General features: G+C 45.2%; 11 protein-coding genes. 1 reads left to right on the forward strand and 10 read right to left on the reverse strand.

Annotation, left to right across the window (positions count from 1 at the left end; all coding sequences use genetic code 11):
- Nucleotides 1-14 precede the first annotated feature (14 nt).
- The 4 genes from F7R58_RS09390 to F7R58_RS09405 form a co-directional block, all read right to left on the reverse strand.
- Nucleotides 15-1,316, reverse strand: coding sequence for a nucleotide sugar dehydrogenase (locus tag F7R58_RS09390; RefSeq protein WP_158064671.1), 1,302 nt, complete (start codon nt 1,314-1,316; stop codon nt 15-17).
- Between the two features lie 60 nt (nt 1,317-1,376).
- Nucleotides 1,377-3,710, reverse strand: a complete 2,334-nt coding sequence (locus F7R58_RS09395) for a GumC family protein (RefSeq protein WP_158064672.1) — start codon at nt 3,708-3,710, stop codon at nt 1,377-1,379.
- A gap of 4 nt (nt 3,711-3,714) precedes the next feature.
- On the reverse strand, nt 3,715-4,509 hold the full coding sequence (locus tag F7R58_RS09400) for a polysaccharide biosynthesis/export family protein (protein ID WP_158064673.1): 795 nt from the start codon (nt 4,507-4,509) through the stop codon (nt 3,715-3,717).
- Between the two features lie 162 nt (nt 4,510-4,671).
- Nucleotides 4,672-4,935: a hypothetical protein gene (locus tag F7R58_RS09405; protein WP_158064674.1), complete on the reverse strand. Its 264-nt coding sequence runs from the start codon at nt 4,933-4,935 to the stop codon at nt 4,672-4,674.
- 276 nt (nt 4,936-5,211) lie between these two features.
- Between F7R58_RS09405 and F7R58_RS09410 the strand changes: the two genes are divergently transcribed.
- Nucleotides 5,212-5,403 carry a hypothetical protein gene (locus tag F7R58_RS09410; RefSeq protein WP_158064675.1) on the forward strand — a complete coding sequence of 64 codons (192 nt, stop codon included), beginning with the start codon at nt 5,212-5,214 and terminating at the stop codon, nt 5,401-5,403.
- A gap of 174 nt (nt 5,404-5,577) precedes the next feature.
- On the opposite strand, the gene F7R58_RS09415 is transcribed toward F7R58_RS09410, so the two are convergent.
- The 6 genes from F7R58_RS09415 to glyA form a co-directional block, all read right to left on the reverse strand.
- Entirely contained in the window at nt 5,578-6,399 is an 822-nt protein-coding gene (locus F7R58_RS09415) for a hypothetical protein (protein WP_158064676.1), read from the reverse strand.
- A 918-nt stretch (nt 6,400-7,317) separates the two neighbouring features.
- Complete coding sequence (locus F7R58_RS09420) at nt 7,318-8,031, reverse strand: ferritin-like domain-containing protein (protein WP_229723804.1); 714 nt, start codon at nt 8,029-8,031, stop codon at nt 7,318-7,320.
- 55 nt (nt 8,032-8,086) lie between these two features.
- Nucleotides 8,087-9,136, reverse strand: a complete 1,050-nt coding sequence (locus F7R58_RS09425) for a hypothetical protein (protein WP_158064677.1) — start codon at nt 9,134-9,136, stop codon at nt 8,087-8,089.
- Between the two features lie 926 nt (nt 9,137-10,062).
- A complete protein-coding gene (locus tag F7R58_RS09430; protein ID WP_187695228.1) occupies nt 10,063-10,521 on the reverse strand; it encodes a regulatory protein RecX in 459 nt (152 codons plus the stop codon).
- 217 nt (nt 10,522-10,738) lie between these two features.
- A complete protein-coding gene (locus F7R58_RS09435) occupies nt 10,739-11,107 on the reverse strand; it encodes a four helix bundle protein (RefSeq protein WP_158064678.1) in 369 nt (122 codons plus the stop codon).
- A gap of 166 nt (nt 11,108-11,273) precedes the next feature.
- Entirely contained in the window at nt 11,274-12,542 is a 1,269-nt protein-coding gene (gene glyA / locus F7R58_RS09440; protein ID WP_158064679.1) for a serine hydroxymethyltransferase, read from the reverse strand.
- Nucleotides 12,543-12,561: the final 19 nt, after the last annotated feature.

Below are 12,561 nucleotides of genomic sequence, written 5' to 3' on the forward strand. Positions count from 1 at the left end.
CTTTTACTGTTAATTTATAATCTCGAATCACTTTCGTGAAGGGTTCCTTTTACATCATATATAACTCCATTTTCCCTGAGGTAAGCCCCAAGATCCATTTCCCGGAATTCACCATGCGCCACACCGTGGATTATTGCGTCATATTTACTGCCGGGCACCATTTCAGCTAGGCAGTCCAGTCCATATTCCCGGCGGACCTGTAAAGGATCTGCCCAGGGATCATAGACGGTCACCTCGGTACTGTAATCACGCAGGGCGGCAACTACATCAATAATCTTCGTATTACGTATATCCCTGCAGTTTTCTTTGAAAGTAAAGCCTAAAATCAATACTTCAGCGCCTTTTACCCTGATTCCCTTACGGATCATAAGTTTTACCACCTGGCTGCCTACAAACAGACCCATGGAGTCGTTTACCCTGCGGGCTGCCAGGATCAGCTCGGAATAATGACCAACGCTGTGTGCCTTCTCCACAAGATAAAAAGGATCCACACCAATGCAGTGCCCACCCACCAGTCCGGGTTTGAAGGGCAGGAAATTCCATTTGGTACCGGCCGCCGCCAACACCTCTTTGGTGTCAATCTCCATCAGCGAGAAAATCTTCGCAAGTTCGTTTACAAAAGCTATATTTACATCGCGCTGTGCGTTTTCGACCACCTTTGAAGCCTCAGCGACCTTAATGGAGGGCGCAGGGTGGGTGCCGGCCGTAATCACAGAGCGATAGAGACGGTCCACCACATCGCCAGCTTCGGGAGTGGAGCCCGACGTTACTTTCACAATTTTGTCAATGGTATTCTTCCGGTCGCCCGGATTCACTCTCTCCGGTGAATAACCGCAGAAGAAATCAGCATTAAACTTCAGTCCTGATACTCTTTCAAGTATGGGTACACATTCTTCCTCGGTCACACCGGGATAGACTGTAGATTCATAAATGACTAAATCGCCTTCTTTCAGGACACGGCCCACAGTTTCGGAAGCGCGGTACAGCGATCTCAGGTCCGGACGGTTACTCCTGTCAATGGGAGTGGGCACCGTAATAATATAAGTATTTGCACCCTCAATCTGTGTTTCCTCTGTAGTGCAGTATAATCCTTTCGTACCGGCAGGTGCCTGCACAGCAAGATAAGGATTATAAGTAACTAAGACTCCCTGCAGAACTGCTGCTGAAATTTCACCGGTTTGGTCCATGCCGGACATCAGCTCTTTTACACGTCCGCCGTCTGTGTCAAATCCTACTACAGGATAGCGGGTGGCAAGCAGCCGCGCCAATGGCAAGCCTACATAACCCAGTCCGATAACCGCAATTTGATGATTCATTAAGTTCTGATTTAGGTAAGAAACGCAGTATTAATTATACACCGGCTTACCATGCGGATATTAAAAGCTAAACCATTTTTTCTTTTTGGGTCCTTCTGTATAATATCCATACCCGTATTTATTTCCGTAACTTAAATGCAGGTTCTTTACATCATTAAGGATCACAGCAAACCTGCCCGGCGCGTTCTCACGACGGATCTGGTCGGCAAATTCAAGCATATCTCTTTCTGTGTGCTCGGCCCGCATTACATACAGCATCAGGTCCATATACTCCAGCAGGTTGAAGGTATCACTTACCATCAGCATAGGCGCAGTATCAATAACGATGTAATCGTAACGGTACTTGAAACCTTCCACCACGTCTCCAAACTTAGGATTGGCCAGCAATTCTGTTGGATTCGGGGCGATGCTTCCACTGGGGATAACATCCAGTTTCGGATTAAGGGCGGACTGCTCAATATAGCCGTCTGCACTTATATCATCTGAAGCCAGGAAATCGGTAAGTCCCACCGGAGACAAATTCATAAACCTTTTAAACTGTGGATTTCGGATATCTGCCCCAATAAGCAGAACCTTACGGTTCTGCGCTAAAGTAAGTGCCGTATTAACTGCAACCGTGGTCTTACCTTCACCTTTTACAGATGAGGAGATCATAATTACAGGTGCCTTACCCTGCTCGGGCTTACGCAGTACAAACTTCATGTTGGTAAGCATAATCCGGAAGGATTCCGCAAAAGAAGTGAAATCATTCTGTTTAACCAGCGCTCCTTCGCCGTCATCAGCATGCGGAATTTCACCTACTACAGGAATATCCGGCAACAGCTGGCGAATATCGCGGCGGCTGTGAATATAGGTATCGAGAGCAAACTTTGTGTAAAGGAATGCGGCCGGAACTACAAGAGCAATTAGTGCCGCCAGCAAATAAACCGTATTGGTTTTAGGTGCCACAGGTGCTGCGAGTGTGTAAGCGGGATTAACAACTTTAGCCTTAGGTGTATTGACAGAAAGTGCGATGGAGGTTTCCTCACGTTTCTGAAGCAAATAAAGGAATAAAGCCTCTTTCAGATTCTGCTGTCTCTCAATATCACGGAACACACGCTCCTGCTGTGGAAATTTACTGATAGCCACACCCGACTGATTGATCTGATTCTGAATCTGACCTCTGGCCACCTGCAGGCTCATACGCGACTTCCGCAGGTTATCACGGATCAGATTCCTCATGGAACTGATGTCCCTGTTGAACTGCTGTACTGCCGGGTTGGAAGGGGTTGCCTGTCTCAGTGTACGGTTACGGGTAAGCACCAGTTGATTATATTCCTCAATTACGCCGTCCAGACCGGAAGGCATGCCCACATTGGTAGGCAGCAACTGGTCGTTACTGGATGAATTGGCAATCCTAAGTACGGAATCCACCATTTCCAGTTGAGTCCCGATATCCATGAGCTTTTTTGTATTCTCACTCGCATTCTGCATACTCAGTTCGGCCTGCGCCTGGAGGTCGGCAATTTTATTGGCCGCTTTAAAATTTTCCTTACGGCTTTCGATACCGCCCAGTTCCTTGGTGATCAGGTCGAGCCTTTCGTCAATAAATCTGGCCGTTGCCACTGCCTCTGCATTTTTGTCCTTGATTGCGTCACCATTATACTGGCGGATAAGTTCGTTCAGGATATCTTCGGAGCGCAGCGGATTGATACCCACGCGGCTCAGTTCCATTATAGAAGACTTCTTTTGTGGAATAACAACTGATATTGAAGCTTCCAGTTGATCGGCTACTACCTTAGGATTGGTAATAACCAGCTTCAGCGGTCCGTCAAATTTAATACCGGGTCTCCGGGTCAGCGTAACTGAACCAAAATCAAGCGCCAGTGGTTTGCCAAAGGTGCCTGGATACTGTTTCTTATCAGTTTTCAGGACAAACCCCGTACCTGCAGGCTCAATGGAATAAGTGGCACTGCTGAATGAACGTGGATTTTTAAGTCCGTTAATCTCTCCCTCTATCGGACTGTTCTCATAGAGTTCAGCCTCTTTCACATTACCTTCATTAATGAGTCTGATTTCAAGCTTAAGCGCTTTCACTACATTATACAGCAACGGTTTCGATTTGATGACGGAAAGTTCGTTATCAACTTCATTACTCATAATTCCCGAAGGCAGGGTCATATTCTGGAATTCCTGAAGACCTGTCATCCCACCCTGCTTGCCGTTATCACTTTTCACATAAAGCGAAGCCTTGCTCATATACTGGGGTGTGGCATACCGGAGGTAGATCCATGCAAGGGTAAGACCCAATAGCACACTGATTACAAAAAGCGGCCACCAGCGTAAATAGCGTTGAATCTGTCTTTTGATTTCACCGCTGTCTTTACGCTGTTCTTTTTTTTCTGTTATATCCATTCAGTTATCGTAATAAAGTAATCAGTATAGAAGCAAGACCCAGCACTACACCACCAATCTGGAAGGCAAGATTTCGGTTGGGATCAACATTAGCAGATTTTTTCTTGATATCATCCGGCTCCACGTACAGCACATCATTTTGCTGCAGATAGTAATAAGGCGAAGAAGTAATGTTTTTATCAGTAAAATCCAGCACATAGGTAGCATCGCCGTTGGCTTCATGACGGATAAGTCTTACCTTGGTCCGGTCTCCATAATCAGTCATGTCCCCGGCCATCCCCAATGCCTGAAATACGGTAACCTTATCAGTAGCACTGGTATATTGCCCCGGACTTTTCACTTCGCCCAAAACAGTCACATTGAAGTTAAGCTGACGGATGGAAACCAAAGGATCAGAAAGATATTGTCTTAGCCTCTGCTCCAGATCTGTACGCAGCTGCGCCATCGTCATTCCTTTTACAAAAATGCGACCCAGAACGGGAAATGTCAGATAACCTTCATTATCGATTACATAGCCCTGAGGTGCAGTTTGTGCAGCCTGTGTATTTTGGGATTCGGCCGGTGTACTCACCTGATTCATGGAATGAAGATTGAAGGGACGGACAGCATACTCGTCAAATGCGGTGACTTTAATATCAAGCAAATCACCGGTCTGAAGGCGGGAACCTTCAAAAACAGCCTGCTGCACCTGCTGTTCTGCCAGAGCACGGTCGGTATCCATATAAACCATGTTTTCCTTGGGTTTGCAGGAAGATAAGGCAAGAAGCAGCAATAGAAAATAGATACTGTTTTTCATCATGAGCGTAAATTCTTGCAAAGATATACAATCTGCGGGAATGCGGATTGGTAGTATAAATATTTTTTTGGGAGTTTATGGCAGCAATTTCTAAACTTAAAATTTGCCGAACTCTGCTAAAAATGGTGCTTCCTTCCGCCTATGTGCAATTCTGCCGTCTGTCCATTATTTTATCAATACCTTACCTGTAAACGGGAAATGTGATGTATATTGTAATTTTGATCCCTGCACGACTTCGGAACCCTCTGAAAGGAAAACATATCGGCTTCCCTGCAGTACAAAAAGGAGAAAGCGGCTACTTTTTCGGATTTTTATTTTATTAAGGTCAATTGAGAGTACATAACTGTTCTTCGTTTCAGCTTTGGACCACTCCTTTTCGCCAAACTCAAACTCACGTTCCCGTGTGCGGAATAAATTCAATATCATCATTATTTGTTTACTACAAAAATAATGATTTTTTGTGAATATTTATGTAAAAAATAGTTAACATCATATATAATTGGGCAAAATTGGGCTAACGCAACGCAAATTGATAAATATTAATATATGGGTGCAAACTAGCTTGAAATCAAGCTGTATGAAGTAAATATCAGCAAAGTCTGATAATTATTCTGTATCTGGGTTTAAGGCTATAAGCTATAGATTATCAGCTATAGGCGATAGGTCAATTGCCTGAAGCTCAAACAACACCAGGCATCAGCCAAGATGCTCTTCGACACTTCCCAGCGCGTGGGCGCGGCAGGCGGCATGGCGCTCGTACTGCTCGTCCAGATCGAAAGTTCAGAAATACTGAAGACCGTGATTCTGGCAGCCGTTGGCGGCACCTCCAGCTACCTGGTCACCCTGGCAGTAAAATTTCTTCTGCACCGCCTCAGAAAGAAAAACCACAACCCCTAGCGGATCGGCCTCCTTCACCGGAGGCCTTTCTTTTTACTTCACTTCTAATTTTTTCCATGCACGTATCAATAACCACTCACCACTCACCTACAACCAATAACCAATAACCAATCAGCGGCATCGGTAGAAATTGAAAATGAGGAAGCAAAACTCCCCGGTCTCATTGAATGTTTTTTAGTTTGTCTGTGTAACCGTCATGCTGTTCAGCCAGCCTGTCTGTGTACCCATATGTGAATGGTGCTGTCCCGCTTGAGAAACATCTGAAAAATTGAGGTTTCCGTTTTGAATGTCGGTGGCACTGTGGTTCAGACCATCCTGGTACTGTTCCATACGGTTAAGGTTACCGCTTTGTCCGCCTGCAGCCATATGGTCATCTCCATACTGCTCGGCCTCCGCCCTGTTTCCACTTCCCAGTTGAAGATGCAGTGCAAAGTTAGAAATGCCGTCCTGCGCCTGATAAATGGTATTGACCGAACCGTTAGAACCGGCAAAAGCTTCGTTTTCAATACCCGTCTGGTCCTGGAAAGTTCTGTTGAAGCTGCCGTTCAGCTGGTTGGAGTAGGCAGTGTTGTCATTACCTTCTGTGGTCTGTTCCGCACGGTTCCAGTTTCCGTCTTGTAGGGCTGTGGTTATGTTGTCGTTGCCGTCCTGCAGTTGGATTACGGTATTTCTGCTGCCTTCCTGAAGGGTTCGTGCCCAGTTTCCGTAACCCTCCTGCAGAACGTTGTTGCTGTTTCTGCCTCCAATTTGGTCAACATCAACTTCATTACTGTTTCCCAAACTTTGAGCTACATTTACATTTCGGTTCCCGCTTTGATCTACATCAGCTGAATTATCGTTACCCTGTTGCAGCAAATTATTGCTGTGCAGTAATCCTGCCTGTGTTATTGCAGCCACGTTTCCGTTGCCTGTCTGAGTAGATACATCGGAATTTGACTGTGCAAAAGCGAAGCCTACAGCCATAAGTGCGAATGCACTTGCAAATACTTTTTTCATGTTTAAAAGGTTTTTAGATTAGTTTGTATAACAAATGTAATAGTCGTGCATATTCCGCAAATCAATGGTAATAATGAACTGGCGAATATCCCTGAAACTGCTTAGAAGTTACCGCTGACGCCTATATTATCTAACAGTTTTCAATTAAACACCAATCACATGAATTTTCATTTACCGTTACATTAATATTATAAAAGATTGGAAACAACCGTTAGAACGACTGTTTCATATACCCTACATTCATTTTGTAGAAATAACTGCTCTATTTAGTGACAGTCAGGTAGTTAAGCCAGCCTTCCCCCATTTGTAAGGTCTGATTTCTACCTGTCTGGCTTTTCATTCCCCTGTCTGTTGCCAAAAAAAACAGAAGCCCTATAGGGAACTTCTGCATAAATTTATTTATTACAGCTAAAATCAGTGCACTGCCAGAGCTTGTCGCGTCGCTTCCTTCGTCCGCTCCTCGCAAAGACGTCCTTGATAGGGCGCTTATATCAGTTAAACACTCAAACACTCCGCCTCATCAACTCCCCTTTGTGCCCCTTGCGCAAACCTTCGTGTCCTTTGTGGTTAAAAAATCCCCGCAACCGCAAAACCACTGAGCACACACCGTCTTTTACAGAGCACACTGCGCTTCATCCAAAATCTCAATTCATGCCTCTCGGCTCTCCTCAACCTTAACCTTAAGCTTGCCATTAGCCATTGGATATAAGCTTTATGCTTTATGCCTCTTTTCTGTTGCTCTCTACTTTTTCCTTTTCCGTAGCTCTTGCCCTCCTCAACCCTTTAAAGATTAAGTCCCTACGAACTTTACAATATAGCCTTACAATCTCATCCTTTATACTCAATAACCAATACTCTGAAACAAAAAAAGCAGAAGTTCCGCTGGAACTTCTGCTTAAATCGTTATTTATTTTAAAATTAGTGCACTGCGGTACCACGGCGCTTCAGAGCGCGTGAAGAACTCTCTTCCACCTCGTCTGTATCTCTTTTTGCGGAAAAGTTGATGAAACTTTCAGCAATATCCGTAAGTTGGCGGTCGGTCTGATCTTCCTCATCCAACGTCCTGTGCAAGAGGTTGGAAGCCTCACTCAGCCCAAGGGTTTCTGCCAGTGCAGCTAAGCCGCCATAACTGGCAATCTCGTAATGCTCTACCTTCTGAGCGGCTATAATCAAGGCAGCATCACGCGTCATACTACCTTCTTCCGTTTCTTCTATCACTGCTTCTCCCTCCCGCAGAATACCTAATATTGCTTCACATTTCTTGGCTTCGGGATCTTCGCCCATGCTTCTGAAAACTTTTTCAAGTCTTGAGATATGTTTCATGGTTTGCAGCGCATGGTCTTCAAATGCTTCTTTTAGCTCCTCGGTGGTAGCTGCTTCCTGCATTTTCTTTAAACCATCCTTAATCTCCTTTTCAGCAAAATAGATATCCTTCAGTCCGTTTGTAAAGAACTTATACAGCGGACCGTCCTGCTCAGTTTCAGAAACAAATTTGGGAGTACCTGCACTGTTCTTTTCGGGGTTTCCACCACCTCCAGTGCTGGCGTTGCCTGTAGCCATTTCCGCAGGACTGCTTTCCTGGCTACTCATATCATTTTCGGTTATTTTACCTTTTTGATCTTTATTGCTCATTCTTTTTCATTTTTAATGTAAAAAGCCCGCTGCCTGAACAGCAGGCCCTGATTAATTAATGGCGGCTGCCTTCGTTATTACCGTTGCTGCGGCTTCCAAATCCACCACGGCGGCCGGATCTTTCCTGTGAACCGTCATAGCTGCTGTTTCTGTTACGGTCCGACCAGCCGTCTGAGGAACCCCGTGACGACGAGCGTCCATAGTCATTTTCTGAACTCCAGCCACCACGGTTTCCGGAATATTCATTGCTTGAGGCATTGCTGCCCCCTGATCCGCCCCTACCGGACTGCCAGGAGCCGTCTCCATATTCGTTGCGGTTACCGCTGTGCCTGTCATAGGAATTGTCCCTACCTGATCTGCCCTCATAATATCCCTCACTGCCATACATTTCCCTTCCACCACGGCCGCGGCGGTCTCCGTAATGATCTCCGTACTGCGAATCCTGGTTCCTTGAATAGCTGTCGCTGCCTCTGCTTCCACCGTGAGCACCTCTAAAACGTGCGTTCCCGCCTTCCTGACTGCCGCCCCGGCCATAATCCCAGTCTTCATTACTATCCGAACCCCCGTATCCCTGACTACCTGAACTTCTGTAATCACTGTCGTAGCCGGAGTTGGACCTATTGCCCCTACCGCGGGCATCCTGTTGGTTCCAGTCGTCATTATAGGAGTTGCCTGTTCGGTTACCCCATTGCTCAGAATTGTATTCATTATTATAATCCCGCTGACGGTTATATCCGCTATCGGACTGTGAGCCCTCCTGAGAATTACCGTATCCTGAGCGGTGCCGCTGAGAATAATCGTCCCAATCATTTTCAGACCTGCCGAAGCCGCGGTTCATCCCGCTGAACTCTGCTGATCCGCCATGGTTTCCATGACCGTAGGAGCGGTCGTCTTCCCAGTTTCCCATTCGGCTGCCACTTCGGCCTTCTGCTCCGTAACGGTTTTCATGCTCGAAGCCGCTGCCTCCATACTCACGTTCACTTCCGCCTCGCCTTCCGTTACCTCCGCCATGCGAATAGCGGTCTTGCTGATTACTGTACTGATTCTGATTACTTCTCCGCGTAGACCATTGGTCTTCATTTCCGGAATTTCTTCTGTCTTCCATAATAATAATATTTTTAGATTTGTTTTGGTAAGTGCTAAGTTAGCAGCATGTTACGGCCAAATGCAAATATTTTATGTTAAACAAAAAGGTGCCTACAACAGCACCTTGTGAAATTAATTTAGAAATCAGTTTATTTTATTAGCACCTATTAAACAGAAAGTTCAACACATAAATCGTCTGTACACACCATGCCATGCATAGCAAATGATAATAAGGATCATCTTTCATGGTTAAACATATACATAGATTCAGGGCAAATAATTGAGTATTTAATTTTAACACATCCCCGGCTTCCTCGTGCTTTGAACACGCTTTCTATTAAAATATTGTAACCAACTTGGCAGATAATGTAAGCACACGAAAATTAGGTGCAGTATATTAATAAGCAGTCCAGCGGGTTAAGCTTAACACTTATTAACACATATTTATCCACGGAAAGGGCAGCTCCGACCATTAGTTCATATTGAATCCAAAAATAAAACCTGCTTCCAATCGGATTTTTAGCAGAGCATGAATCCAGTCTCTGTTTACGGTTTTCTTAATTGGCACTTAACAATTGCACGGAACTGTTTGCGGAGATCCCATTCTCATCGCACCATATAACAAACTTCGTAACTTGAGCTTAAAGTAATGTGGTCACCCTTTCTGGGGTCATCCAGCCATGGAGCATACAGCGATTCTCACAGAGCAAAATGCTCCAAATACCAAAACCAACATCCAAATCTTAATTCTTGCCTTTAGGTTCTTCTGAATCTCAACCTCAACCTTGCCATTAGCCATTGGCTATAAGCTATAAGCTTTATGCCTCTTAAACTGCTATATCGCTAAATTGGCTACATTCAAATATCTGAAATCTGATGTTTGACATTTAACCTTTTAACTCAATCACTCAAATACTCTTCCACATCTAACAGCAGTCAACAACCTCAGTCCCCAACCACCTCCAGGATCTCGCCGTACTCAAACCCACGTCCCATTAAATATTTCACCGTTTTGGATTTTCGCTGATAGTCCTTGCCGGTTTGTTTTTCGTAATAGGAATCATAAATTTTACGAAGCGTCCTTTCATAATCTTCAGCATGGATTTCATCAAAACAGCTGCGGATCAGTTTTTCCGGTACTCCTTTGAACTTAAGGTGATTCAGGATCTTGTTTCGGCCCCAGGACTTTATGTAAAACTTACCGCGAATATAGCTCCTGACAAAACGTTCCTCGTTAAGGTAGTTTTCCTCCATCAGATAGAGAAGGATTTCTTCCCTTGCTTCAGGAATCAGCAGGAAATCACGCATCTTCTGCTCCACTTCCTGATGGCATCTGTCCTGATAAACGCAGTAGTTCACCATCTTTTGTTTGATTTCCGAAAAAGTATAGGATTTGTGATGCATGGATTTTAGATTGAGGTTAAGAATGAGATCAAGATCAAGGTTATGGTAGAGGTTAAGTAGGTGACTACTTTTGAGAGTGGGGTGACTTTGAGAAACAAAGCGTTATCGCTACCCAGGAAAACATGAAATTACAATCACGAAATCAACTTCCACACTGCTCCGCTTAACCTCAGCCTTAGCCTCAACCTTAGCCTCAGCCTCAACCTTAGCCTTTACCTCAGCTCCCCCTTTTATTCTCCAGCGTTCTTATGATTTTATTCAACTCAAAAATGACGGTTTCCAGCATTATGATAATCCCTTCGGTTTTCTGTGCTTCAAAGTAGTGCACCCGGCAACCATACAGAAGATGGCTTTTGGTTTCATTCGCCGAACCTCTGGCTATTCTATAAAACTGGGATTTTTCCCTTTCACCGCCACGTCCAAATCCTTCTGCAATATTAGCAGAAATACTTTCAGCCGACCTTCGAATCTGGGAGGTAAGCGCATAATCTTCCTTCCTGGGTAATGTTTCCGAAATATGATAAACTTCTGTAGCGATGTCCATTGCATTCTTCCAGACGGGCATCTGAGTGAAATCCGTGTACATAAGACGAGGTTAAACTTAAGCATTATGTGGAACTTCAATTTCAGTTGTGCGGGTTGCAGGCTTTGAGGTTAAATGAAAACTGAGAAAGAACTGTTGAACGATCCGCCTAACCTCAGCCTTAACCTTAACCTTAACCTTAACCTTAACCTTAACCTCAGCCTCAACCTTAGTATTGAAACAGCGGTCTGGAATCCATCAGTTCGTTCACCTCTTTGCGGACTCTGGAAATCACCTCTTCATCCTTGAGGTTCATTACAACATCGTTGATGAGTGTGGCAATGGTTTCCATATCATCTTCCTTCATCCCGCGGGTAGTGATCGCTGCGGTTCCCAGGCGGATACCGGAGGTGGTGAAGGCGGATTTATCGTCAAATGGTACCATATTTTTGTTACAGGTGATATCAGCTTTAACAAGGGCTTTTTCGGTTTCTTTACCATTCACGTTTTTATTTCTGAGGTCCACAAGCATCAGGTGGTTATCGGTACCACCGCTCACGATATCAAACCCCTTGTCAATCATTGCTTTGGCCAGCGCCTGTGCATTGGCAACAACCTGCTTGGTATACACCTCAAATTTCGGATCAAGCGCTTCACCGAAAGCTACCGCTTTGGCAGCGATAACATGCTCCAAAGGTCCACCCTGTGTTCCAGGAAAGACTGCGCTGTCCAGCACCGCGCTCATCATTTTTGTTTCTCCCTTGGGCGTTTTGTGTCCGTAAGTATTTTCATAATCCTTACCCATCATGATAAGCCCGCCGCGTGGTCCGCGCAGGGTTTTATGGGTGGTAGTAGTCACTACATGACAGTGTTCGAAAGGGCTGTTCAACAAGCCTTTGGCAATAAGTCCTGCCGGGTGTGCGATATCTGCCCAGAGTGTAGCTCCCACCTCATCGGCTACTTCGCGGAATTTCTTATAGTCCAGGTCGCGTGAATAGGCAGAAAAACCGGCGATAATCATCTTTGGCTTTACTTCCAGCGCTTTCTGACGCATGGCATCGTAGTCGATAAGTCCGTCTTCGCGGTTCACGCCATAGAAATTGGCATTATACTGAATGCCTGAAAAATTAACAAAACTACCGTGCGTAAGGTGCCCGCCCATAGAAAGGTCAAGGCCAAGGATGGAATCGCCAGGCTTAAGCACCGCCAGATATACTGCGGCATTGGCCTGCGAGCCGGAATGGGGCTGCACATTTACATACTCGATGCCAAAAAGTTCCTTAGCTCTTGCAATGGCCAGGTTCTCAACCTCATCCACTACTTCACAGCCACCGTAATATCTTCTGCCCGGATATCCTTCCGCATATTTATTGGTAAGCACGCTGCCCATGGCCTTCATCACATTATCCGAAACAAAGTTTTCCGAGGCGATAAGTTCGATTCCGTGGGTCTGTCTTTTTCTTTCCTGTTCAATAAGGTCAAATATTGGGTCGTGCATGATAAATTTTTGATTAAAG

Origin of the sequence: Chryseobacterium sp. (genome assembly GCF_008831505.1) — a bacterium.
GTDB lineage: Bacteria > Bacteroidota > Bacteroidia > Flavobacteriales > Weeksellaceae > Marnyiella.

What these genes read in the sequence shown, in the direction of transcription:
- F7R58_RS09430 (WP_187695228.1), bottom strand. Translation starts at nt 10,521, where the DNA reads ATGCATCACAAATCCTATACTTTTTCGGAAATCAAACAAAAGATGGTG.
- F7R58_RS09400 (WP_158064673.1), bottom strand. Translation starts at nt 4,509, where the DNA reads ATGATGAAAAACAGTATCTATTTTCTATTGCTGCTTCTTGCCTTATCT.
- F7R58_RS09415 (WP_158064676.1), bottom strand. Translation starts at nt 6,399, where the DNA reads ATGAAAAAAGTATTTGCAAGTGCATTCGCACTTATGGCTGTAGGCTTC.
- glyA (WP_158064679.1), bottom strand. Translation starts at nt 12,542, where the DNA reads ATGCACGACCCAATATTTGACCTTATTGAACAGGAAAGAAAAAGACAG.
- F7R58_RS09405 (WP_158064674.1), bottom strand. Translation starts at nt 4,935, where the DNA reads ATGATGATATTGAATTTATTCCGCACACGGGAACGTGAGTTTGAGTTT.
- F7R58_RS09390 (WP_158064671.1), bottom strand. Translation starts at nt 1,316, where the DNA reads ATGAATCATCAAATTGCGGTTATCGGACTGGGTTATGTAGGCTTGCCA.
- F7R58_RS09410 (WP_158064675.1), top strand. Translation starts at nt 5,212, where the DNA reads ATGCTCTTCGACACTTCCCAGCGCGTGGGCGCGGCAGGCGGCATGGCG.
- F7R58_RS09435 (WP_158064678.1), bottom strand. Translation starts at nt 11,107, where the DNA reads ATGTACACGGATTTCACTCAGATGCCCGTCTGGAAGAATGCAATGGAC.
- F7R58_RS09395 (WP_158064672.1), bottom strand. Translation starts at nt 3,710, where the DNA reads ATGGATATAACAGAAAAAAAAGAACAGCGTAAAGACAGCGGTGAAATC.
- F7R58_RS09425 (WP_158064677.1), bottom strand. Translation starts at nt 9,136, where the DNA reads ATGGAAGACAGAAGAAATTCCGGAAATGAAGACCAATGGTCTACGCGG.
- F7R58_RS09420 (WP_229723804.1), bottom strand. Translation starts at nt 8,031, where the DNA reads ATGAGCAATAAAGATCAAAAAGGTAAAATAACCGAAAATGATATGAGT.